This is a genomic window from Bacillota bacterium, assembly GCA_024655925.1.
Lineage (GTDB): Bacteria > Bacillota > DTU025 > DTU025 > JANLFS01 > JANLFS01.
On sequence record JANLFS010000051.1, the window covers coordinates 1 to 23,497 of the forward strand.

Genomic DNA, 23,497 nt, shown 5'->3' on the forward strand with positions numbered 1-23,497 from the left:
GGCGGGTCAGAGGTAAGAAGCCCTGCGCTGTCCAGTACGTCCCGCACATCCTCCGGGGTGACGTCCTCAAAACGCTTTCCAATGGGCAGCGGGTCCTCCACCGTGATTCGCGTGTTCGTCATCCTCGGGATCGGGAGGTGCCTGTAGCTCTCAGCACGTCCCGCGCCTGTGATGCCGACCCCGGCCCGGGCAGCAGAAAACACATCCGAAAGCGCCTGGGAAAGCACGCCCCGGCGCACGATCTCCACGGTCTCCCGGCGGATGCCGTTGGCGCTTATGGGCTGGTAGGCGTAGTCTCGCGGAATCGGGCCGTCCACGATGGTTACGATGTCCGACGCAACTCTCTCCCCGGCGCGGAAGACTCCCTCCCGCCCCAGTATGGACGTTTCCATAGCGTCAGACTCAGCCGCGTGGCCGAAAGCCTCGTGGGCAAGTCCCTTTGCCAGCGCGTAGTCGAGCACTATCCGGTAGTTGCCCGCCCTTACTCTGGCCGCGGTGAGCAGGCCCAACGCCATCCCGGCGGCCCGTTCTGTCCGCTTTCGCAGGACCTCCCGGCAGTGTGGGGAGAGAAGCACGGAAGCGTCTTCCCCTGAGACGGAGGTGTTGACTGTGGCAGCGCGATCACCGTCCCTAGCCGTGACAGAGTTCATGACTACCGCACGAGCCATCGAAAACGAGACATCCGTTCCGTCGCTCCGTGCGATGCGCCACTGTTCATCAGTGATTCGGTAGAAGGTGCGTGCAGCGAGCCGCGGGTCCACCGCAGTGGACTCTCGGTTGACCGCGAGCACGGCGTCTTCCTCTAGCTCGACTTTCACCTGGTCGAACCCGGCCGGAACCACTCGGTCCATGTCGCACTGAAGCGCCGTCGCCTTGAAGATCTCCATGCATGCCTCAGCGCCGCGGCCCCGGGATGCGCGGGCCAGAGATGCCGCACAGGCCGTCAAGGCGGCGAGGGAATCCGGTGTCACCGTATCGGAGCATGCGAACCCCCCGAGGCCGTCCGTGGTGAAGACCTGGACGCCCGCGCCGGAGAGAAACTCAGATGAGACCGAGTCGGTTGCCGCGTTCGTCACCGCCACAGTCCTGTCTCGCCGATCCTGGATCCGGACGATCGAGTAGATGTCAAGTTCGGAGGAGACTTCCATCGCCTTCCTGACGGCCTGGTCGTGGTCTCTAACTCTGAGGGTCATGGTCCCGGACCTCCGCTCCATGAGAGCCCGATGCCGCTCTCTCCCAATCCTCGTAGAGAGCGTCCAGGCACTCCTGCACCCGCCTGTGTTCCAGTACAACCTCGCGTGCCCGTTCGCCATCGGCGTAGAGCTCCCCGGACGCCAGCTCAGACGCGAGAGATGCGAGCCGCTCCTCCGTCTCCTCTATCTCTCGTTCCAGCCTCGCCAGGACAGCGGCTGTGGGATCGGGCTTCCCCCTGCGGCGGCCAAGGGCGTCTCCTGAAGGCCGCCTGACCCCATGCTGGCCGGCATCCTTTCCTGGGGGAGCCCTCTTGGCCCAGCCGATTCCCTCCGCCTCGCTGTCCCGAGCATGCTCGGGTTCGCCCCGGGCTTCAGCCTCCTGGGCCTTCTTCTCCCGGTAGAAACTGTAGTTGCCCTTGTACAGCCTGGCTCTACCGTTCGAAATCTCCAGGATCATGTTTGCCACCTGGTCCAAGAAGTACCGGTCATGGCTTGCGCATATGACTGTACCATCGAACTCCGACACCGCCTGCTCGAGTGCGTGGCGGGATTCGATGTCGAGGTGGTTCGTAGGCTCATCAAGAAGCAGGAGGTTGGGGGCGGACAGCATCAGCTTCGCCAGCAAGAGCCTGTTCCGCTCCCCTCCGGAGAGTGCGCCGACCAGTTTGAAGACCTCGTCCCCTCTGAAGAGGAACCTCGCCAGGTAGCTCCTGGCCTCCCCGGTGGTCCAGTCTCGGCCCAGGTAAACCTCGTCCAGGACCGTCCCATCGTCATTGAGGCCCCCAAGGTCCTGCCAGAACACACCGGGGACTATGTTCTCACCCATGACCACGGTGCCGCGGTCGGGGCGGAGTTCTCCTGCGATGATCCGGAGCAGGGTGGTCTTGCCGGAACCGTTGGGTCCGACCAGCCCGAGTCTCTCCCCGCGTTCGAGGGAGAGGTCCAGAGAGTCGAAGAGCACGCGGTCCCCGAACTTCATGGACACCTTGTTCAGCACCACGGCGAGACGCCCGGACCGCGCTGCCTTCGCAAAGGAGACCTTGAGAGACGCGCCTTCTTTCGGCCGGTCAACACGCTCCATCCTGGCCAGCATCTTCTCCCGGCTCTGGGCCATCGTGGTCCTGTTACCCGCCTTGTAACGGCGGATATAAGCCTCGAGTCGCTGGATTTTCTCCTGCTGCCGGCGGTACTCCTCCTCCTGACGTTCCCGGAGGAACTCCCGCTGGGCCAAGTACGCAGTGTAGTTCCCGGAGTATTCCCGGACGACCCGGTCTTCCAGATCCCAGATGCGGTCCACCGTGGCATCGAGGAAATAGCGGTCGTGAGAGACGACGATGAAGGCCCCTCGGAAGGATTTCAGATATTGCTCGAGCCACTCGACCGCAGCAAGGTCCAGATGGTTGGTGGGCTCGTCGAGGAGCATGAGGTCGGGTTCGGACACGAGCATCTTGGCGAGGGCCACCCGAACCTTCTGGCCACCGCTCAAGGTGTCAACGGTCTTCCCCAGGTCTTCCTCGCGGAAACCGAGTCCGAAAAGGGTGGTTCTTATCCGAACCTCGTGGTCGTACCCGCCGAGTCGTTCGAACTCCTCCTGGGCTGCAGAGTACTTCCGCATCAACCTCTCAAGGGCGGCTTCCGATTGGTGGACGCGGGCGCCCGCCATCTCCTGCTCGAGGCGTATCATCTCCTCTCCTGCGCTGAACGCCCCGGTGAAGGCAGAGAGCATCTCGTCCATGAGGGTATTGCCCGACGTATACTGCGCGTCCTGGGCCAGATATCCTACTACCCGCCCCGATGCCAGCTCGACCGATCCCGAGTCGCTCTCTTCCTGGCCTGCGATGATCCTGAGAAGCGTGGTCTTCCCCGAGCCGTTGCGTCCGATCAGGCCTATCCGGTCCCGGGCGGAGACAGTGAGGGTGACCCCGTCCAGGATAGCCTCGGCACCATACGATTTTCGGATTGATTTGATCGCGAGAAGCGACACCTAGACCATCCTCTTGTCTTCCACGTGGCTGCCGAACGCGGAGTGATTGTGTATGGATTCGTGGCTTTCGCACTCGATTTCGAACCATCTGACCCTCGGTTCGGCGCGCAGGGCGAGGACCACGTCTCTCAGTATGTCCTCGACGAACTTCGGGTTCTGGTATGCGGCCTCAGTGACGTACTTCTCGTCCTCCCGCTTGAGCAGGGGAAATATCTCACAGCTACCCTGCGCCTCCAGAAGGTCGATCAGGTCCTCGAGCCACAGAAAACCGCGCCCCGAGAACCTGACCCTGGCCCTGACCATCGTTCTCTGGTTGTGGGCGCCGAAGTCAGAGATCTCCTTGCTGCACGGGCAACAGGATGTGACCGGCACTTCGACCCCCATGGTGAAAGCGTGGCGCCCGTCCTCGACTCTGCCCACGAACTCGCAGTTGTAGTCGAGCACACTCTCCTTCCCGCTGACAGGGGCGGCCTTCGTCACAAAGTACTTGAACCTCAACGAGACCTCTGCGTGCCGGGCGGAGAGAGCACTACACGTGTCGTTCAGGATCGACCGTATCTCCGTGTTGGAGATGGCCTTCTTGCTCCAGGGGAGCAGAATCTCAATGAACCTGCTCATGTGGGTGCCTTTGAACCGCATGGGCAGCCGCACGGAAAGCGCGACCGACCCCAGCACGGACTGGTGTCCCCCTTCTCTGGTGGCAATCAGGAGCGGCAGGTGGACATTCTTCACGCCAACCTTCTGTATGTCGATTCCCCGGGCGTCCGGGCGGTTCTGAACGTCTTGCATGTCTTGCTCCTCTCTCGGCCCCTGCTGGAACTCGGACCTCGGCCTCACAGTACGGCCCAGTAGAATGGCGGTTTCTTCTACGGGAGACCTCGCAATCCCTGCCTTCTACCTCAAGGCTCCTCCCGATGGGGAGGGAAACCAGGTTCGCCCGTCGAAAGTGAGTGACAATTGCCCTGCCGACGCCGTGTCGAGAGTCGGCATCCGGCTGCGCCCGAGGTTTCCAGAGGGGGGTATCACAATGAGAGCGATGCTCTTGGGAGCGGGCGAGGGTACCCGGCTCCGGCCCATCACTGCGACGAGGCCTAAACCGATGATCCCGGTAGTCAACCGTCCCATCATGGAGCATATCCTCCTTCTTCTGAGATCACACGGTGTCCGGGAAGTCTATTCGAACCTCTACTATCTCGCAGACCAGATAGAGTCCTATTTCGGCGACGGATCCGCGTTCGGCTTGTCCCTGAAGTTCAAGGTGGAGGAGAAGCTCCCCGGCACCGCCGGAGGAGTCAAAAACCTCGAGGAGCATTTCGACGACACTTTCATCGTCATAAGCGGTGATCTCCTCACGGACTTCGACCTTTCGAGAGCTGTGGACTTCCACAAGAGCCGGGGCTCCGTGGCCACCGTCCTGCTGACCAGGATCCAGAACCCGCTGGAATATGGAGTGGTGATCACAGGCCCTGACGGCAGGATCCAGCGGTTCCTGGAGAAGCCTGGATGGTCTGAGGTGTTCAGCGACACTATCAACACCGGGATCTACATACTCGACCCAAAGGTGCTGGACTTCATTCCTGTCGGGCAGGATTTCGACTTCAGCCGCGACCTCTTCCCGCTCCTTCTGAAAGAAAGACAGCCGCTCTACGGGTACATCGCAGAGGGCTACTGGTGCGACGTCGGCAATATCGAGATGTACTTGAAGGCCCAGGTAGATGCGTTGAGCGGCAAAGTCAAGCTGTCGATCCCCGGGGAGCAGATAGCCCCGGGGATCTGGGCGGGCAAGTCCGCCAAAGTGAGTTCGAGAGCTGATCTAAAGGGGCCTATGGTACTGGGGGAGAACTGCGAGATCGCTCCGGGTGCGAGGCTTCGCGAGTACTGCGTGATCGGGGACAATGTCATTGTCGCCCCAGGATCGTTCCTGGTCCGGTCCACCGTTTTCAGCAACTCCTATGTGGGCGAGGGCTCCGTGGCGAGTGGCTCGATCATCTGCAAGAACGTAGTGCTCAAGGAGAGCGCCCGCGTGGGAGAGGGCGCGGTGGTCTCGGATGACTGCATTCTGAACCGGTCGGTCACTGTGAAACCCGGAGTCCGTGTCTGGCCCGGGAAGACCATCGACGAGGCAGTGGTCCTGTCCTCGAGCGTCGTGTGGGAGCAGCGAATGAAACGCGAGCTGTTCCACGCAGGCAGCTTGTCAGGCCTCGTGAACTTCGAATTCACGCCGGAGTTTGCCGTGAGGCTCGGGGCGTGCATAGGCGGCACTCTACGCAAGGGGTCCCAGGTAGTGGTGAGCCGGGACTCCAGCCGGACCGCGCGGATGATGAAGCGTGCCATGGTCGCAGGGCTTTCCAGCGCGGGCGTGGCCGTCTGCGATCTGCAGGGCGTGCCCCTCCCGATCACCGCCTACACCGTGAAGAACGCCGGGTTCAACGGTGGTATTCACACCCAGACGTCCCTCTTCAATTACGAGACGTTGGACATCAAGGTCTTCGACAAGGATGGGCTCGTGCTGTCCCGGGACGATGAGCGGAAGATCGAGACCCTCCTCGCCCGCGAAGACCCCAGGCGAACAAGCGCCCGGGAGATCGGAGGCATATCCTATTCGCCCAGGGCGGTGGATATCTACACGGAGGACTGCCTGTCCAGGATCGATCGTGAGCGCACCAAGGCTCATCGTATCAAGCTGGTGCTGGATTGCGGCTTCGGGCTCGCCGGGGGCATACTCCCTTACACGCTTGTCTCGCTGGGCGCCGAGGTGACGAGCATGAACGCCATCGCCCAGGAGACGAAGATGCCCAAGTCCGACCGGGAGTTCAAGGAAAGCCTGGACCAGCTGGGCCTGATAGTCCGCACCATAGGGGCGGACTTCGGGGTGATGATTGACTCCCAGGGTTCTAAGATGTGGGTGGCTGATGACACAGGGCGGGTGCTGACAGACCTTGAACTCGCCTATCTCTTCGCCCTTCTCACGGTGAGGTCTGGGCCGGCCCGTGGCGTGACCATCCCAAGCCACGCTCCGTCCATGTTCCACAGGTCTCTGGCGGCCAACGGGGCCACCGTCTACAGGTCCAAATCCCATGTGCGTAACCTTGCGGATCTGGGCAGGACGAGCACCTCAGCAATCGCCGTGGACTGCGACGGAGGCTTCATCTTCCCCAGCTTGCACAATTCGTTTGACGCCATATTCGGCACCGCCCGGTTGCTCGAACTTGTGGCATCAGACTCCGCTCCCGTCTCCCAGCTCTTACAGCTGGTTCCCGAGCACCATTTTCTCCGGGACGTGCTCCCGTGTCCCTGGGAGTACAAGGGCCAGGTCATGCGCGAGCTTCTGACGCGGCCCGAGGACCCATCCATCGACACGTTCGACGGGTACAAGAAGGGGTCTGAAGATGCGTGGTTCATGGTCCTGCCCGACCCCACCAGGCCATCTTTCACGATATACGGGGAAGGCAGAACGAAAGCCGAGGCCGAGCAGATGCTGACCCTGGCCAAGAAAGAGCTGGCCACGCTGATGCCTCAATGATGATATCCCTGCGTCCCTGAGAACGTTCCACACAGGTTCCACATAGAATCTTGTAGAGAGCGTGTGTCAGGGAGGCGGTTCTGATGTGCGACCTTGCGGGACTGAACCTCTGCGTACTCGGGGGTGACCTGCGGGAAGTCGAGTTGGTCCGCGCACTTGTCGACCACGGCGCGCTGGTGCGAAGCTTTGGCGCACCCCGGGAGGGCATGCCCGAAGGAGTCGTGCTGGCCCCGAGCCCCGACGAGGCGGCACGAGGAGCTGATGCGCTGATCCTTCCGCTTTCCGGGACAGACAAAGAAGGAAACGTCCGCGTCTCGCGCGAGCCGGTGCGGCTGACCCGGGAGATCCTGGCCTCGCTCAACCGAGGCGCGGTAGTCTTCGCGGGATCCGTCTGCCCCTCGGTTGCCCACGAATGCGAGTCGTTAGGCATCACAGTCGTGAAAACGGGAGAAAACGACGAACTGGCCATCTTGAACTCCATCCCTTCTGCCGAGGGCGCCATCCTCATGGCAATCCAGGCTACCCCGATAACCATCCACGGTAGCAACTGCATGGTGTTGGGCATGGGAAGGACGGGGATGACCCTCGCCAGGATGCTTCTGGGCATAGGCGCGACCGTGTGGGCGGTCGCCCGCAAACCGAAGGACCGGGCGCGGGCATTTGAGATGGGATTCATCCCCTTGGACTTCCCGGATCTCCCCGGCGCCATCAAAGACATGGACATAGTCTTCAACACCGTCCCACACATGGTGCTGGACCGCACCCTCATCGCTGTGATGAAGAAGACCGCCGCAATCATCGACCTTGCCTCGGCCCCCGGCGGAACGGACTTCGCGTCCGCCCGCGAGCTCGGCATCCACGCTGAGCTTGCCCCAGGGCTCCCCGGAAAGGTTGCCCCCCTCACCGCAGGCAAGATACTCGCGCGCGTCGTGCCGGCGTTGATCGCCGAAGCTTTCGCTGCCCGCGAGTGACACGTTGAGGCGGTGGTGGGATGTCGATCAGAATCGCAGTGGCGGGAGGCGGGTGGGCAGGATGCGCTGCCGCGGTGGCCGCCCGGCAGGCCGGTGCGGACGTCGTGCTCCTGGAACGAACCAACCTGCTCCTGGGCACGGGCCTCGTAGGCGGGATAATGAACAACAACGGCAGATTCACCGCGGCGCGGGAGATAGCGGCCATGGGTGGAGGCTACCTATTCGATGTGATCGACCAGGTGACGATCCATCGGCGTGTGGACTTCCCCGGCCACAACCATGCTAGCCTCTACGATGTCACCCGCATCGAACCAGAGGTGGAAACGGCCCTTTCGGACATTGGAGTCAGTATCATGCTGGAGTCCAGGGTAACGGACGTGCAGATGTCAGGAAGGAAGATCGTGGCCCTGGTTTTGGAGGACGGTACGCGTGTGCCCGCCGACGCCTTTGTTGAAGCCACTGGGACGGCCGGCCCGCAGGGGAACTGTGTGAGAGTGGCCGGGGGGTGCATGATGTGCATCCTTCGTTGCCCCACCTTCGGTCCGAGGGTCAGCGTGGCGAGCAGGGCGGGCGTTTCCGAGATCACTGGCAGGCTCTTCGAGGCCGTGAGCGGCTCCTGCAAGCTCGTGAAGAAATCTCTGAGCGCGTGGCTTGTGAGGAAGCTCGAAGAGAAAGGAGTCCTCGTGATCCCGGTGCCCAAGTATGTCACAAGGCGGGATCGGCTGAGCGCCAAAGCATGCCAGCAATATGCACTTCCCCAGTTCTACGAGAACCTGGTCCTGTTGGACACGGGTCACGCCAAGCTCATGGCCCCGTTCTTTCCCCTGGAGCAACTGAGGCTCATCCCGGGCTTCGAGTCCGCCCTCTTCGACGACCCCTACTCAGGTGGGCGCGGGAACTCGGTCCGCTACACTGTAATAACCCCTCACGACCTTGCCCTTAAGGTGACCGGAGTAGACAACCTCTTCTGCGCCGGGGAGAAGGTGGGCCTTCTAGTAGGGCACACCGAAGCCATCTGCACCGGGACGCTAGCGGGACATAACGCTGTTCGCAATGCCATCGGGCGAGAGCCCCTCACGATACCGAGGTCCCTCGCGTGCGGTGACATAATAGCGTTCATCCAGGAGTCCTTGGACACCGCGGAGGGGCTTGCTCACAAATACACGTTCTCCGGGGGAGTATACTTCCAGCGGATGTGGGACCTTGGCCTGTACACCACGGATACCCGCAAGATTGAGGCAAGGGTCCGCGCGGCCGGCATGACCGGGATCTTTCTCCACAGTCTCATCTGATCCCGCTCGAGGCAACCGGTGGGGGTGGCCGGACGAAAGACCCGCCAGCCTCTGCAGTCGCCGGTCCCCGTGTCGCCGGTCGCCCGTGGTCCCTGCCCTGGCCTTGTGCTATACTGGGCACGAAATCCTCATCAGACGTCGGGACTGGCGGTGGCGTAGCGAATGTCATCAGCAGGTCGTGCGGCCCGTGCGGCCCTCGGGATCACTCTCATCATCTCCCTCGGCCTTTCAATATCCTCCTGCGCGCCGGGGTGGGGCTGGACAGGCTCTGCTGGTCGGGAGGTCGTCCGGACCACCATCGCATTGGGGACCATTATCAGTATCAGGGCCTACGGGCCGCAAGCGGAGAACGCAGTGGACGCGGCGATCGACCGCGTCCGGGAGTTAGAGGCACTCATGAGCGTCAGCATTCCTGGAAGTGATGTTGCCCGCATCAATGAGAGCGCTGGAGTCGAGCCGGTGGTGGTGAGCCCCGAGACCTTCGAGGTCCTCTCGCGAGCGCTCGCGTATGCGCAGCTGACCGGAGGTAAGTTCGATCCTACTGTGGAACCGCTCGTGGAAGCCTGGGGCATAGGCACAGAGAACACCGGGGTCCCGAGTGCAGACGAGATTCGACGCAGGCGGCAGTTGGTGGACTACCGTCGGGTCCTAGTGGACCCCGCGAGCCGTGTTGTCTTCCTCGACCAGAAAGGCATGGGGATCGACCTCGGGGGGATCGCGAAAGGCTACGCCGCGGACGAGGCCGTTCGCGTACTCAAGGAGCGCGGGGTAAGTCAGGCCATTGTGGATCTCGGAGGCAACGTGGCGGCCATGGGGACGCGCCCAGGCGGCAAGAAATGGCGTGTGGGAATCCAGGACCCTCGTGGCCAGAGAATGGACAAGGTGGCAGTGGTCGAGGTCTCGGAAACCTCCGTGGTGACGTCCGGAGACTACGAGAGATACTTCACGCGCGACGGCGTCAGGTACCATCACATCATAGACCCCGAAACCGGCCACCCGGCGTGGACGGGGATCATGAGCGCAACGGTTGTGGCGCCGAGCTCTCTGGACGCTGACGCCCTGTCCACCAGCATCTTCCTCCTCGGCCCCGAGCAGGGCATGAGTCTGGCAGAATCGGTTCCGGGGGTCGAGTGCCTCATAATAACGGAGTCGCGCGAGATACTCCTCTCGCGCGGACTTGCCGGTCGGGTCGACATCACCGACAGAGGCTATTCGGTTCGCACTCGGTAGGCTCACTCAGTGGAAGCGCGCGGGCAACAGGTGCCCGGTTGCCTGCGCCCGGGCTACCATTTCCTGCTGGCGCCACCTCCCCCGGATCTGCCTCCACCGAACCCGCCGAACCCTCTCCCGCCGCTGCCAGGTGGGCGCGGGGTCCATCCTCCGCTCCTCGGACCCGGCCCGAAGGGGAAATACGGCCGCGTGTTCGGGCGCGTCCCGCCGGGGCCGCCGGGGAAACGCCCGCGAAAAACGCCGTTCAGCACCATGATGACGACTACTATGACCACGAAGACTATGGCGGCAGCCTCATCCGGAGAAAGCCCAGATGTCGCCGACGGCTGGGCAGGCAACGGCGACGTTTCGCCTGTGAGCCTGCGCTCCACGGCGGAGATCGCCTCCAGTATCCCGCGGGCGTAGTCCCCGCGCCGGAAATTCGGCAGGAGAGTCTCGTCCATTATCCTGCCTACAAGCCCGTCAGGGAGATCGCCCTCGAGCCCGTAGCCTACCTCGAACCGCACGGCGCGGTCCTGCTCGGAGATGAGGAGCAGAAGGCCGTTATCGCTTGCTCTCTCTCCTATGCCCCATTCTTCGAACAGCCGGACCGCATACTCCTCCACCGACACACCGCCCAGATCCCTCACGACTACCACCGCAAACTGGACCCCGGTTGCAGATTCCAGGGCCAGCAGCTTGGCTTCGATCTGGTCGCGTTCAGCCGGAGTGAGCATCCTTGCGAGGTCATTCATGAGCCTGGGCGGTGAGGGCCGCCCGGGATAGACTGGCTCCGCAAGCCCCGCGGTGGACACCGCCAGCATGAGGAGAACGAAGGAGACCAGAAGGACGGCAGCCCTCCTGCGCATGATCATAACCTCCCGCTAGAACTAGAACTTGACTTGCGGGGCCGTCCTCGCGCCCTCCTGTGCCTCAAACAACATATGCGGGGTAATGCCTTTCATCCCCGACACTATGCTGTTGGGGAAGACTCTGATCTTGACGTTGAAGGCGCGCACTTTCTCGTTGTACCTTCCCCTCGCCACGGCGATCCGGTTCTCGGTCCCTGCGAGCTCGTCCATGAGCTGCCGGAAACTGGCGTCTGCCTTGAGCTCAGGGTAGTTCTCGACCACTACCAAGAGCCTGCCCAGGGCACCCTCCAGGGCATTACTGGCCTCGATCTTCTCGGACATGCTCCGAGCACCACCAAGCCTGGCGCGGGCATCCGCAACCGCCTGGAACACCGCGCTTTCGTGCGCGGCGTACCCTTTCACAGTCTCCACGAGGTTCGGGATCAGGTCATATCTGCGCTGTAGCTGGTTCTCCACTTCCGCCCACGATGCCCGGACGTCTTCGTCGGAGCGGATTATCGCGTTCGAGATGCTGATGTAGCTTCCGCCCACGAATATCACAAGCAAAACGATGATGAGGACCACGAGCAAGCCTACCTTGCGCACAGGCACGTTCACCTCCTGCTGTCGGACCACACCCTATGTACTTCTCTTCTATTACGCCGACTCCTCTCGCATCACCCGGATGAAAGTGTTGCATGAAAAGGGCCGGGCGACCTCGTTCAGTCCGGGCCCCAACCCGCGCGGCAGCCCGGCCCATGTGCACTCTACTGCGACACTACAAGCTCATACGCAGCATGCATGTTGAACCCGGACCTATTGTACGGCTTGAGGAGGATGTAATACCTACCGGGGCGCAGATGCGTGGAAATCTGCATCATGGTGCCCTTCCCACCGAAGTCTCCCCCGGAAATCACCTTCCCCGAGGCATCCTGAAGCTCGATTAAGAAATCTCCTGGTTGAGTGCATGTCACTCTGACGGGTGAATCCGCTCGGAGGTCGAAGACGAAATAGTCGCAGTCCTCTGGCGAGGAGATGTAGCCCGAGACTTTCTCGCCTATTGCAACCGGCCTCGCCTGGGCTGATGAATCGTTGGGTTCATTCGGGTCCACCCCACCTGGAGTAACGTCGATTCTCATGTTGTATGGCTGGTGGATGTTATACGCCCTACTGTAAGGTCTCATCAGGACGTAGTAAGTTCCCGGAAGGAAGACGTCGACCGCCGCCGACATCCGACTGCCCTTGCCGCCCATGTCTCCCCCGGCGAGCTGAGCCTTGCCGTCAGGCGCCAGTATGGCCAGGTAGTAGTCTTCTGGCTGGTCGGACTGAACTGAGATTGACGTCGGCCCGGACACGTCCACCCTGTAGTAGTCGCGGTCGTCGGGGTCTGAGATGTATGCCGCGAACTCCTGCCCGAAGACAGCACGGTGGGCATGTTCAGGTGTGTCGTTTGGCTCCCACGGGTCCGAGTGCCCCACAGTGACCTCGACCGTCATCTGGTAAGGGGTGTCCATGTCATAAGCCTTGCTGTAGGGTCTCATGAGCACGTAATACCTGCCCGAGCCCAATAGGTCTGCGGTGGCGATCATGAGCGTGCCTTTGCTGCCTAGGTCCCCCCCAGCCAGCACAGTGGTTCCATCACGGTCCAGGATCTCGAGGTGGTAATCCTGAGGCTGCGTAGACGTCACCTTAACGGTGGCCGGTCTGGTCACGTCTATGTAGTAGTAGTCCCGATCGTGTGGGGATGAGATCCAGGCATCGAACGAGCCGCCTGCGGGAAGGGGAGAGGCAGTCTCTAAAGTGTCATTCGGCTCCCATGCTTCCATCATGCCCTCTTTGAACCCCACGCGCAGGGTATAGTGGGTCGGAGAGGCCGCCGATGCAGAATAAGCTCTGATCTTCACATAGTAATCCCCGGGGGTGAACACATCTACTTTGAGATCCGTTGCGGTGCCGGATCCGCCGAAGTCCCCTCCGCCAAGGACTTTGCCCTGAGCGTCCACGAGTTCGATGTAGAGGTCTATCGGCTGTGTGCACAGGACGGCAAAATGCCCGTGTTTAGAGACAGATACCTTGTAGAAATCGATGTCACCTGCCGTCTGAATTCTCCCGGTGATATCTGTGTTGAGAGCCACAAGTGTCGCGGAACCCTGCTCGTTGTTGGTTTCGACTTCTTCGGTCGCGTAGACCGGAGGGGGTGGGGGCGGAACAGGTGTGCCGGGAGTAGGCGCCTGTGCAGTGTAGTCAGTCGCCACCGGCGCAAAGGCAATTGCGGCGATATCATCTCTGGCTAACCTGATTAGGCTTCCATCAGGCTCTTCGAACACGAAGAACTCCTGTCCACCGGTCCAGATTATCCCGGCCAGCCTGGCCTCGATGGTCTGACCGGATTTGAGTATGACGGAGCCGGTTGAAGCCCGGGCGGGCATTCCGAGAAGTAGGAGTGCCAGGCAGAGCAGCAGAACGGAGCCACGTTTGCAGGCATGCATGTTGATGATCACTCCTCCAGTATGTTTGGAACGGACACTGTATCGTGCCCGGTATGACATAATGTGCGGAGAACTCGTGGATCTCTTCGACCCCCCGGATTCTATTCCCTGCTCAACAAGGTCTCGCAGATGGTCACTTCACTCTGGCCGCGTTTTGTCTCCTGGGGTTGTTTCCTTGACTTCCCACCCGGGCCGCGCTATAATGAACTCACCGAACATATGTTCTGGAGGCGACCGGCCATGCGTGCCATCGCATATGTACACATCCCCTTCCTGTACACGTCCGCCCACATCAAACTTGACCCAGGGCTTTCAGGCAAGCCTGTCGCGGTGGTAGACCGCAACATCGTGATCGATGCATCTCCCCAACTCCTCGCGGCCGGAGCCCGGGTTGGGGTGCTGAAACGCCATGCACGGCAGGCATGTCCCGAGGCTATCTTCATCAAGTTCGACCAAGATATCTACCCTCAGTTCTCCAACGTGGTCTGGGACATTTGTGCCAGTTACAGCCCTCTGGTCGAACCCATCTCCCCAAGTGGGGCATTCGTGGACCTGACAGGGTGCGGGGATATACACTCCCTGACAGGTCAAATACTCCGCCGATCCCAAAAGGAAGCAGGGTTCGATGTATCAATGGGCCTGGGCACCTCGCGCCTGATCGCCAGGGTCGCCGTGCCCGATTCGGGGGGGGTCCGAGTCGTGGAAGGTGGATCCGAGCCTTCGTTTCTTTCGGGGCTCCCTTGCGACGCCCTATGGCCTCTCAAGCCCCAGACTATTCTCAAGCTCACACAGCTCGGGGTCAAGACCGTCGGGGAGATCTCGCAGATCCCCCTTTCAGAGCTTTTGAATCAACTCGGTGAAGAAGGCCTCGAGGCCCATCTTTTGAGCCGTGGCACCGACCACTCACAAGTGCAGGCAGCCTACCCTCCCGAGTCGGTCGACCATTCCATGTCCTTCGAGTCCCCCATAACCAGCTGGCCTGATCTCGAGGAGTGTCTTTCGATATGCGCGCGCGAGGTCGCCCGAAAGCTCATGGCATCCGGCCGGACTGCCAGGGTGATCACGGTATCTGTTGTCACTATGCCGGGCCAGCCGGATCTAGTCCTGAGGCGAACGCTTCGCTCCCCGACTGATTCCCCGAGGGGAATAGCCACGGCGCTCGTACAGGCGATCGCAGGGAAGATTACAGCTCCCATCTCCGCCATACATACTTCAGCCACCGGCCTTGAGGCACCGTCCGCCGTCCAGCTTTCTATCTTCGGCACCGCATCCGACTCCGCGCTCTCATCTGATCTCGAACGTGCGCTCGAGTCCATAAAAGAGCGGTTTGGGGCGGAAAGTGTGACCACCGCCCAGATCCTCATACGCACCAGGCGCGATCGCATGCTCGCCGAGGCAATTCTCTAGGTGGGATGAGGGAGCCCGAGCGGGGCTGTAATCCCCTCTACGGTTTGGTGGGTGGAACATAGACGCTGATTGGAGGGAAGGGAAGCCGCTCTCCTCCCCATGCCTGAAGGGAGGAGCTTCCAGCGGCGATAGGTCGTGAGCAAGCGTATCCAGAAGCCAATCACTGTCGTGGAAGGCCCAGGCGGTTCTCCCATCCGGTTCTCGTGGCTCAACCGGTGGCGCACCGTTTCCGGGGTGCTGGACCGATGGCGTGAGTCCGGAGATTGGTGGGATGGCGAAGAGGAGCGGGACTATTTCATCGTGGCCACCTCCCCCGGAGGCAGTTACGAGCTGTGCCGTGATGGGCCGGGGGCCTGGATTCTCTCAAGGATACTCGACTGAATTCTGGGTGGCAACTGATTTCGCGACATGGAGGTGCGGCAGGTTGAAAGGCTTTGTCCACCTCCATGTGCATTCTCAGTACTCCTTTCTGGATGGGGCGAGCACTTTGCGTTCTCTCGTGGAGAGGGCAGCATCGCTCGACATGGGCGCGCTCGCCGTGACCGACCACAACAATGTGAGCGCTGCCGTGGAGTTCACGAAATGCGCTCGGGAAGCCGGTATCAAGCCAGTTCAAGGTGCAGAACTCACGCTCGCGGACGGATCTCACCTGGTCCTGCTCGCCCAGGATTCCAAGGGCTACTCCAATCTCTGCCGTATACTGACCACCGCCCACATGTCAGCCCAGAGGCGCAATCCCGGGGCGAGGCTCGAGGACATAGAGCCCCATACCGGACACATGATCGCCCTCTCCGGATGCCGAAAGGGCATCATTCCCTCACTCATAGCCGCCGGTAAGAAAGCTGAGGCACATGCGGCGGCAGTCCGGCTCGCCCGGGTCTTCGGCCGCTCCAACTTCTACATCGAGCTTGAGAACCCACTGACGCCGGGCGCAGCGGGGCTCATCCGGGCGCTTTCAGACCTCGCACGCGCTGTGGGCGTCGGTACCGTCGTAACTAACAATGTGCATTACGCCGAGAAATCCGGGTTCTGGGTCCACGACGCGCTGACCGCCGTTCGGACCCTCACCACGCTCGACGATGTTCACCCCGAGCGGCGCATAAATGGGGAGAACTACCTGAAGTCCCCGGAGGAGATGACCTCCCTCTTCGCGGATTACCCCGAGGCCCTATCCAACACTGTCGAAATAGCGGAACGTTGCTCCCACGTTCTCGACCTCTCCCTGCGCCTCTTCCCCAAATTCCCGACGCCCTGCGGGGAACCTGCCGCGGCCTACCTCGAATCCCTCGTCATGCAAGGGGCCGCAAAGAGATACGGCCGGATCACCGAGGGAATCAGAGCCCGCCTCTCCCATGAACTGGGGATCATACGCGCACTCGGGTTCGAGGACTATTTCCTCGCCGTATGGGATGTGGCCAGATGGGCACAGTCCCAAGGCATAAGGTACGCCGGGCGCGGGTCCGCGGCGGACTCTGCCGTCGCCTACTGCCTTTTCCTCACGAACGTCGATTCCATTGTCCGCGGCCTGCTGTTCGAGAGGTTCATGAGCCTGGAACGCGCCCAGAAACCCGACATCGATATCGATTTCGAGGCCGGCCGAAGGGATGACGTGGCCAAGTATGTCTACAGTCGCTACGGCACGGAACACGTGGCTTCCGTGTGCACGTTCAACACCTTCCAGGGCCGGGCGGCGGTGCGGGATTTCGGCCGGGCACTCGGTTTCCCCGAGCAAGAGATCGACTGGTTGGCAAAGAAACTCCCCCACGTTCCGGCGGATGGTATACGGGCCGCGTTCGAACGCTACCCCGAACTGCGAACAAGTGGGATCCCGGCATGGAAGTTCGAGCTCCTGCTCTCGCTCGCCGAGTCCGTCGCGGGATTCCCCAGGCACATCGGCACCCACCTGGGCGGGGTAGTCATAAGCGGCGAGCCCCTCACCACCATCACCCCACTTCAAATGGCAGCGAAAGGGGTGGCCATCACCCAGTTCGACAAGAACTTCATAGAGGACCTGGGTCTCATCAAACTGGACCTCCTCTCCCTTCGCACCCTCTCAGCGGTGGAGCAGGCGACGTCGACGATCAGAGATCACGACCCGTCCTTCGAGTACAACAGGATACCCCACGGTGACCGGGCAACTTACGAGATGCTGAACCGTGGAGAGACCATAGGCGTGTTCCAGCTGGAAAGCCCCGCCCAGCGCGGGCTGCAGACACGCCTGGGAGCCCGGGACATTGAGGATGTGATCGCGAGCGTCGCCCTGATCCGCCCGGGCCCTATCCAGGGGAACATGGTCGAGCCTTTCATCGCCCGCCGTCGCGGCCTGGAAGGCATCTCCTACATCCACCCCAAGCTTGAGCCGATCCTTCGGAAGACCTACGGTGTAGTCCTCTACCAGGAGCAGGTCATCGAGATCGCCACGGCCATTGCCGGCTTCACTCCTGGAGAGTCCGATAAACTGCGAAAGGTCATGACCCACGTCCGGTCCATGCGGGAGATGGAACGAATTGGTACACACTTTATCGAAAGAGCTGTGGAAAATGGGATAAGCCCCGAAGTCGCCCAGACCATCTTCTCCTACATACTGGGGTACGCAGGTTACGGGTTCTGTGAGGCGCACGCAGCGGCATTCGCTGATACAGCATACAAGACCGCATACATGGTGAACCACTACCCCGCCCATTTCTATGCGGCGGTACTCAGCAGCCAGCCCATGGGCTTCTACCCTCCCCGCACCATTCTCGTGGAGGCGAAGCGAAGAGGAGTCAGGATCCTGCCTTTGGATGTGAACAGGAGCCAGAAGAAGTTCTCCGTGGAAGGCGGGGCGATACGTGTCGGGCTCATGCAGGTCAAGGGCATCTCGGAGCGGATGATCGACGATCTGGTAGCCGCGCGGGCAGATGGTGAATTCCGCTCGGTCACGGACTTCCTCCTCCGTGTCCCGGTCGACCGGGATATCATGGACAATCTCGTGTTGGCCGGGGCCTTCGATTCTGTCGAGCCCAACAGGCGGGCACTGTTCTGGAGACTCGGCACTCTCATGGCTCAAGCAGCAGCAGAACATGACATGGCCGCCCGGGCCGGCCCCGGCCGGCTCTTCGAATCCTCCGGGTCTTCTGTTAGAGATTCGGTCCCGGATTTCTCGCCTACCGACAAGTTCAAGCATGAGATGTCCATTCTGGGTTTCTGCGTCGACTATCACGCGATGGAATTCCTCCGCCCCCGTCTGGCAAGGGCAGGCGTGCGCACCTCTCGCGATATCCACGCTGCGAAGAACGGTGAGGCGGTCACCGTGGCCGGGCTCGTGGTCCGGCCTCACAGGCCCCCAACGAAGAGCGGCAAGATCGTGGTGTTTCTCTCACTCGAGGACGAATTCGGCTTGGTCGACGTGACAGTGTTCGAGCGGGTCTATCAGGAGTTCGGGGGAGTAATATACGGGAACCCGGGCCTTTTGGTCACCGGGAACATCTCGAGGCGGGGCGATGGAGTGAGCGTGATCGCCAGGACAGTGCAAGGGTTGGGCCGTCGCCGTTCATCCGTCTGACCCCGTTCCCGGGCGTTCGTCGAACCCAAACTTCTCCTCGCCCACTATTGGATCGAACGCCCCCATGAGGGCATCTTGCATCAGACGGGTGAATCCCGGGAGCATCTCTGACGGGATCCGGATGACCATCTCCACCCTCTCGGCGTAACTGAGCCTATCGACTGTAAACCCCTGTTCAGCGATGAGGTTCTGAACACGTCCAAGGGATGGATAGTCTATGACGAACCTCACCTCGCGGAAGAGCCGCTTGCGCACAATGCCCGCGGCGTGCAGGCCCTCTCTTGCCGCGGACCCGTACGCCCGGACTAAGCCTGCCGCACCGAGCAGAGTGCCGCCAAAATACCGGGTGACTACCACCGTGCAGTACTTCACCTGCTCACGCTTTATGACCTCCAGAACCGGACGCCCGGCAGTTCCGGCGGGCTCGCCGTCATCGCTCGAGCGGGCGACCTCATCATGCTCGCCCAGAACAAAGGCGTAGACGTTGTGGGTTGCATCCCAGAACTCCCGCCTCACCCTGTCTATGAGGCGCAAAGCTTCCGCCTCTTCCTGGCACGGTGCGGCTGTCGCTATGAACTTGCTCTTTTTCACCACGATCTCTGCCCGGCCTTCACCCGCGAGCGCAAGGTAGCCTCTGGACATCCAAACCACTCCCGAAAGAGGGAATCATGAACTGCAGTAGAACTTATCATCTGGCATCGCAATCCAAGGAGGCGAGTCCCCAAGGTGCCCACCGCAAGGCTTTATCATTCCGATCCCTATCTTCGAGACTTCCAGTGCCGGGTCCTCCAATCGGAGCCTGCTTCGCGGACTTCAAGCCCGGGGCCTCTGTTCGAAGTGATCACTGACGTCACCGCCTTCTACCCGAATTCTGGCGGACAGCCGTCCGACCGCGGAACTGTCGCCGGCGTCGACGTCGTGGACGTGATTGAGCGCGAGGATGAGATCGTCCACCTGACGGTCGCAGCTGTGCCGGTGGGTCCGGCTGTCGGGAGGGTGGATGCGGACCGGAGGTTCGACCACATGCAACAACACACCGGCCAGCACATCCTCTCCGGAGCGTTCGCAAGCCTCTTCGGCCTGGAGACAGTCGGGTTCCACATGGGAGAAGAGACAGTCACCATAGATCTGGCGGCCCCGGATATTACCTACGACCAGGCGGCTGCGGTGGAGCGGCTGGCGTGCGAAGTGGTGTTTCAGAACCGTCCAGTCACTGCGACCTTCTGGACAAGGGAGGACCTGGACACGGCGCATCTTCGAAAGATCCCTGCGAGGACGGAGAACATACGCATCGTGGAAGTTGACGAGTTCGACCTCACCCCGTGTGGGGGCACTCACGTCCGCGCCACGGGGGAAGTCGGGCTCATCAAGATCATCCGCACTGAGCGGATCCGGGGCCTCACCCGCGTCGAGTTCGTGTGTGGCCGCCGTGCCCTCGCCGACTACCGTTGGAAGAACGACACCGTGCACGCTTCCGCCTCCATGCTGTCAGTCCACGGGCGCGAGCTTGCCGAGGCAGTCTCCCGGCTCCAGTCGCAGGTCAAGGAGGCCAAGCGGGAACTGGAGGCAGTCACCTCGGAGCTTCGCGCCTATCAGGCTGCCGAGATGTATAGGGCGACACCTCCGCTCGAGCCATCGGGCGTGCGCGTGCTGGCCCGGGCTTTCGAAGGGCTCGACATGAATGAGTTGAAGTCCCTCACCCACAAGGTCGCCGGGCACTCTAGAGTCGTTGCGCTCTTCGGATCCACTTGCGGTCCTCTAGCCCATCTAGTGTTCCAGAAATCGGAGGACTTACCCGACCTCAACATGTTCCACCTGCTCAAGCAGGTTCTTCCGTCAGTCGATGGCAAAGGTGGCGGCAACCCCGGCCTCGCACAGGGAGGCGGGAAGAACCCTGCCGGCCTCAGCCTTGCCTTGGAGCAGGCATCCGACATCGTGGCCCAAGCTCTGGACTCTGCAAACGGGACTGCCTGATTTCCAGGAACAGAGACCCGGCTGCGCCGTCGCTGTGGCGATCCCAGCCGGGTTAACTGCTGCTCGCAGCTTCTCATTTGGAGCATACTAACACGGGCACAAGTGAACGGCCGTCCTCCATCTGGGGGCGGCGGCCCGTGTGAACCCTCAGTAGCCGATACTAGAGGAGGAGCGCAGAGTGGTCCCGGATAGAAGACTGACCCCGACGGGCTCAAACACTTCAAAGAGCGTCAAGTGCAGCCGATGCGGCAGCATGTTCTCGCTTCCCGAGCCTCCGGAACTGCCCGGGCAGAAGACTTGCATGACATGCCCGGCCTGTGGCATGGAGAACTGCGTCGAGACATCGTGGCAGGTAGACGCGTCAGACGAGGACTACTGACACCTGTCACCTGAGGCTAGAGACTTGGAGAAGCCCGCCCTGTCCACCGAGGGACGAAGCCCCATGGCTTGAGGCGGGCTCGGCCTTTCCCTCACACTCTTCCCCTGATCGACATAGACTCGGCTTTCCAACCCACTACACTGGACAGGACGGGGATGCCCACCGGGCGGAACTCCAGAACGAGTGGGTTCTGAAGGTTGTTCCAGATAGTGAGCTGGCCATTGTAGCACTTGAATGCCGGAAGATGGACGCGCCGGCCGTTCAGCTCGATCGGATAGAGGACTTCTTCCTCAACCCTGAGATCGACCGCGACAATCCCCATGAGGCTCACCGTGCCAAGCCGGAAATTGTAGGCGACCCGGTCCGTGCGGAGTTCACGCAGGACTTCGCGGGACACCCACGGCGCGGTGGCGTCCGTCTCGTACCTGTCGCCCTGAGTGAAGATCGGGCCGAAGGTCCGACCCCGAGCCATCGATGTCAGGCTTCTGGTCTTGGCCGGGGGGCGGGTTCCGTCTGATCGCGGCCATACCCAGCTGATCTCCACCCAGTCTGGATAGCGGCTGTTCTGTACTGTGACTTCCCATTCGTAGTCGGTCAGTGTATGTGCCACTATCCTCTTGAAGGTCACGAACATCCCGGCGTGAATCGCGGGCTCGCTCGTTATGACCTCGTAGCCTTCTTTGGCCCCGGCTCGAACGGGATTCCCCAGGACAACTGCAATGGTCAAGGCCAGAAGGCTCAGAATGACCAGAAAGCGCCGTCGCATTGGCCGCCATTCTCCTTTCAGAGATCCTTTCTGAACACGAACTCCCCTCCTACCATCGTGGCAACCACATGGGCCTCAGGAATCTCAGCCGCAGGCATAGAGAAGATATCGCGGGAAAGGACTGCGATATCTGCGAGGGAGCCCCGGGAGAGGGTACCGCGGGTCAGTTCCTCGCCGACTGCCGCCGCCGCCCCAGCCGTGTAGGCGCGGACCGTCTCCTCCACTGTCAGGCGCTCTTCAGGGTACCAGCCGGCATCAGGTGTCCCGTCCAGGCGCCTTCGCGCCACCGCAGCATATATGCCGTGGATCGGATTGGGCGTCTCGACAGGCGCGTCAGACCCGAACGCCAAGGTGGCCCCTGATTTGATCAGACTACGGAAAGCATACGTCCACCGGCTCCTCTTACCCCAGTGACGGTCGGCCGCGGGGATATCCGTGAGGATGTGGACCGGCTGCATTGACGCGACCACGCCCACGTCCGCGAACTTCCGGACGTCGTCGGGGTGGAGCAGCTGCGCGTGTTCGATTCTGTGGCGGAGCCTGCGCCGCCCGCTCTCTTCGCGGACGGACTCGAATATGCTGAGGACCTCCCTGTTCGCCCGGTCGCCGATGGCATGGACCGCGCAGGATATGCCCCCAAGGACGGCCCGGCCCACGAGTTCGGCGATCTCTTCTTTAGACGTAACCGCAATCCCGGTGTTCCTGGGGTTGCCCTCGTAAGGCCTGAGCAAGTGGGCGGTCTGAGATCCCAAAGCCCCGTCCGCGAAGATCTTGAGAGGGCCGATCCGAAGCCACTCGTCCCCGAACCCGGTGGATAAGCCCATATCCAGGGCGTCGTCGAGGTTCTCTTTGGCTATAGCGGATGTCACCCTGAGCTTGAGCCTGCCGGAGTTCCGAAGCAGCTGGAACGCCTGAAACGCAGATGCCCCCTCCATGTTGTGAATGGCGGCGATCCCGAAGGCGTGCAACTGGGCCATTCCCTTCTCCATGGCGGCTGCCGTGGCCTCACTAGTGGGTTCAGGAATCACGCGCCGTACGAGGTCCGCCGCCGCCTCTTTCAGGATACCTGTGGCCTGCCTGGTCTCCTCATCCCTTACTATCTCGCCGCCCTCAGGGTCGGGGGTGTCGATTCCCACCCCGGCCAGCCTGAGCGCGGCGGTGTTCACCCACACTAGATGCAAGTCCTTGCTGAACATCGCTACGGGGTTCTTGGGCGCCACCGCGTCCAGGTAGGACCTGTCGGGGAGTTCCCCGCCCGGCCAGGCGTTCTTGTTCCACCCGGATCCCAGCACCCATGTCCCGGGTTTCGCGGCTTCCACCGCTTTGGCGACTCTCGCGGCGGCGTCTTCAACGGACGCGGCCCCATCGAGGTCCACTCCGGACATGCCAAGCGAGAAGAACATGAAGTGAATATGAGAATCTGAGAAGGCCGGAATGAGCGCGCGGCCCTTGAGGTCGATCCGTTCGAAGCTGTCATCCACCACCGCGTCGATTTCGGCTTCGGAACCTGCAAGTAGAACTCGCTTGCCCAGCACAGCCAGGGCTTGGCAGAACGGCCGCCTCCCGGATGCCGTGTATATCTTCCCGTTCGTAAAGACGTACCTTCCCAAAGTGGTCCCCCCCGTATTTCCTCTGACTATCTATTCCGCAGCCGGCCTGGTTTTCCTTCTCCTGCCCTGCCGCCGCCTGCGGCAGGAGGAGTGGGGCTGTCCTCGCCGAAGTCCTTTCTCAGACTCGTTGTGGGCATGCGGCAGAGCCGCCCGTAAGAAAGGATGCTGATCCCGTCAGCTACCCCACGGCTAAAGCCGGGGGCTTGCGGTAAGCAAGCCTGGAGCTGACCAGCCTCAGCTCATCGGCCGCAAGGCCATCGGGCTACGTTATTCAGGTCATGACACCCTGGGATGCGTGCCAGTTC

At 61.6% G+C, this 23,497-nt stretch carries 18 protein-coding genes; 9 read left to right on the top strand and 9 right to left on the bottom strand.

Features of this window, described 5'->3' with window-relative positions; all coding sequences use genetic code 11:
• The 3 genes from NUW23_09165 to folE2 all read right to left on the bottom strand — a co-directional run.
• Nucleotides 1-1,193, bottom strand: a 1,193-nt coding sequence (locus NUW23_09165; GenBank protein ID MCR4426341.1) for a TldD/PmbA family protein, incomplete at its 3' end; no start/stop codon positions are given.
• Nucleotides 1,177-3,177: an ATP-binding cassette domain-containing protein gene (locus tag NUW23_09170; protein ID MCR4426342.1), complete on the bottom strand. Its 2,001-nt coding sequence runs from the start codon at nucleotides 3,175-3,177 to the stop codon at nucleotides 1,177-1,179. The genes NUW23_09170 and NUW23_09165, both read right to left, overlap by 17 nt.
• Nucleotides 3,178-3,966, bottom strand: coding sequence for a GTP cyclohydrolase FolE2 (gene folE2, locus NUW23_09175; GenBank protein MCR4426343.1), 789 nt, complete (start codon nucleotides 3,964-3,966; stop codon nucleotides 3,178-3,180).
• A gap of 238 nt (nucleotides 3,967-4,204) precedes the next feature.
• Here folE2 and NUW23_09180 point away from each other — a divergent pair, with 238 nt between their 5' ends.
• From NUW23_09180 to NUW23_09195, 4 genes are all read left to right on the top strand, one after another.
• Entirely contained in the window at nucleotides 4,205-6,700 is a 2,496-nt protein-coding gene (locus tag NUW23_09180) for a sugar phosphate nucleotidyltransferase (protein MCR4426344.1), read from the top strand.
• A gap of 83 nt (nucleotides 6,701-6,783) precedes the next feature.
• Entirely contained in the window at nucleotides 6,784-7,671 is an 888-nt protein-coding gene (gene dpsA / locus NUW23_09185; protein MCR4426345.1) for a dipicolinate synthase subunit DpsA, read from the top strand.
• A gap of 26 nt (nucleotides 7,672-7,697) precedes the next feature.
• On the top strand, nucleotides 7,698-8,963 hold the full coding sequence (locus tag NUW23_09190) for an FAD-dependent oxidoreductase (protein ID MCR4426346.1): 1,266 nt from the start codon (nucleotides 7,698-7,700) through the stop codon (nucleotides 8,961-8,963).
• Nucleotides 8,964-9,125: 162 nt separating this feature from the next.
• On the top strand, nucleotides 9,126-10,193 hold the full coding sequence (locus NUW23_09195; GenBank protein MCR4426347.1) for an FAD:protein FMN transferase: 1,068 nt from the start codon (nucleotides 9,126-9,128) through the stop codon (nucleotides 10,191-10,193).
• Between the two features lie 53 nt (nucleotides 10,194-10,246).
• Here NUW23_09195 and NUW23_09200 read toward each other — a convergent pair whose 3' ends face one another.
• The 3 genes from NUW23_09200 to NUW23_09210 all read right to left on the bottom strand — a co-directional run bounded on the left by NUW23_09200 (nucleotide 10,247) and on the right by NUW23_09210 (nucleotide 13,512).
• Nucleotides 10,247-11,041 (bottom strand): TPM domain-containing protein, encoded by a 795-nt coding sequence (locus tag NUW23_09200; protein MCR4426348.1) that lies wholly within the window; start codon nucleotides 11,039-11,041, stop codon nucleotides 10,247-10,249.
• Nucleotides 11,042-11,062: 21 nt separating this feature from the next.
• A complete protein-coding gene (locus tag NUW23_09205; GenBank protein MCR4426349.1) occupies nucleotides 11,063-11,629 on the bottom strand; it encodes a LemA family protein in 567 nt (188 codons plus the stop codon).
• Nucleotides 11,630-11,790: 161 nt separating this feature from the next.
• A complete protein-coding gene (locus tag NUW23_09210; protein MCR4426350.1) occupies nucleotides 11,791-13,512 on the bottom strand; it encodes a hypothetical protein in 1,722 nt (573 codons plus the stop codon).
• 240 nt (nucleotides 13,513-13,752) lie between these two features.
• Here NUW23_09210 and NUW23_09215 point away from each other — a divergent pair, with 240 nt between their 5' ends.
• The 3 genes from NUW23_09215 (at nucleotide 13,753) to NUW23_09225 (ending at nucleotide 18,463) form a co-directional block, all read left to right on the top strand.
• The gene (locus NUW23_09215; protein MCR4426351.1) at nucleotides 13,753-14,919 is read left to right on the top strand and encodes a hypothetical protein; all 1,167 of its coding nucleotides are present in this window, start codon (nucleotides 13,753-13,755) and stop codon (nucleotides 14,917-14,919) included.
• A gap of 135 nt (nucleotides 14,920-15,054) precedes the next feature.
• Nucleotides 15,055-15,300, top strand: a complete 246-nt coding sequence (locus tag NUW23_09220) for a DUF6504 family protein (protein MCR4426352.1) — start codon at nucleotides 15,055-15,057, stop codon at nucleotides 15,298-15,300.
• 43 nt (nucleotides 15,301-15,343) lie between these two features.
• Nucleotides 15,344-18,463, top strand: coding sequence for a DNA polymerase III subunit alpha (locus NUW23_09225; protein MCR4426353.1), 3,120 nt, complete (start codon nucleotides 15,344-15,346; stop codon nucleotides 18,461-18,463).
• Here the strand turns inward: NUW23_09225 and NUW23_09230 are convergent.
• Nucleotides 18,452-19,105, bottom strand: a complete 654-nt coding sequence (locus NUW23_09230) for a YigZ family protein (protein MCR4426354.1) — start codon at nucleotides 19,103-19,105, stop codon at nucleotides 18,452-18,454. The two genes, NUW23_09225 and NUW23_09230, sit on opposite strands and share 12 nt — an antisense overlap.
• A gap of 84 nt (nucleotides 19,106-19,189) precedes the next feature.
• Between NUW23_09230 and NUW23_09235 the strand changes: the two genes are divergently transcribed.
• Nucleotides 19,190-20,437: a DHHA1 domain-containing protein gene (locus NUW23_09235; protein MCR4426355.1), complete on the top strand. Its 1,248-nt coding sequence runs from the start codon at nucleotides 19,190-19,192 to the stop codon at nucleotides 20,435-20,437.
• A 178-nt stretch (nucleotides 20,438-20,615) separates the two neighbouring features.
• Nucleotides 20,616-20,816, top strand: coding sequence for a hypothetical protein (locus tag NUW23_09240; protein ID MCR4426356.1), 201 nt, complete (start codon nucleotides 20,616-20,618; stop codon nucleotides 20,814-20,816).
• A 91-nt stretch (nucleotides 20,817-20,907) separates the two neighbouring features.
• Here the strand turns inward: NUW23_09240 and NUW23_09245 are convergent, their stop codons facing one another.
• The gene (locus NUW23_09245; GenBank protein MCR4426357.1) at nucleotides 20,908-21,582 is read right to left on the bottom strand and encodes a hypothetical protein; all 675 of its coding nucleotides are present in this window, start codon (nucleotides 21,580-21,582) and stop codon (nucleotides 20,908-20,910) included.
• A gap of 17 nt (nucleotides 21,583-21,599) precedes the next feature.
• Nucleotides 21,600-23,192, bottom strand: coding sequence for an amidohydrolase (locus NUW23_09250; protein ID MCR4426358.1), 1,593 nt, complete (start codon nucleotides 23,190-23,192; stop codon nucleotides 21,600-21,602).
• Nucleotides 23,193-23,497: the final 305 nt, after the last annotated feature.

Bases quoted from the DNA above. Each gene is read 5' to 3' on its own strand.
- folE2 (MCR4426343.1), bottom strand. From the start codon at position 3,966: ATGCAAGACGTTCAGAACCGCCCGGACGCCCGGGGAATCGACATACAG.
- NUW23_09180 (MCR4426344.1), top strand. From the start codon at position 4,205: ATGAGAGCGATGCTCTTGGGAGCGGGCGAGGGTACCCGGCTCCGGCCC.
- dpsA (MCR4426345.1), top strand. From the start codon at position 6,784: ATGTGCGACCTTGCGGGACTGAACCTCTGCGTACTCGGGGGTGACCTG.
- NUW23_09195 (MCR4426347.1), top strand. From the start codon at position 9,126: ATGTCATCAGCAGGTCGTGCGGCCCGTGCGGCCCTCGGGATCACTCTC.
- NUW23_09200 (MCR4426348.1), bottom strand. From the start codon at position 11,041: ATGCGCAGGAGGGCTGCCGTCCTTCTGGTCTCCTTCGTTCTCCTCATG.
- NUW23_09210 (MCR4426350.1), bottom strand. From the start codon at position 13,512: ATGCATGCCTGCAAACGTGGCTCCGTTCTGCTGCTCTGCCTGGCACTC.
- NUW23_09215 (MCR4426351.1), top strand. From the start codon at position 13,753: ATGCGTGCCATCGCATATGTACACATCCCCTTCCTGTACACGTCCGCC.
- NUW23_09230 (MCR4426354.1), bottom strand. From the start codon at position 19,105: ATGTCCAGAGGCTACCTTGCGCTCGCGGGTGAAGGCCGGGCAGAGATC.
- NUW23_09245 (MCR4426357.1), bottom strand. From the start codon at position 21,582: ATGCGACGGCGCTTTCTGGTCATTCTGAGCCTTCTGGCCTTGACCATT.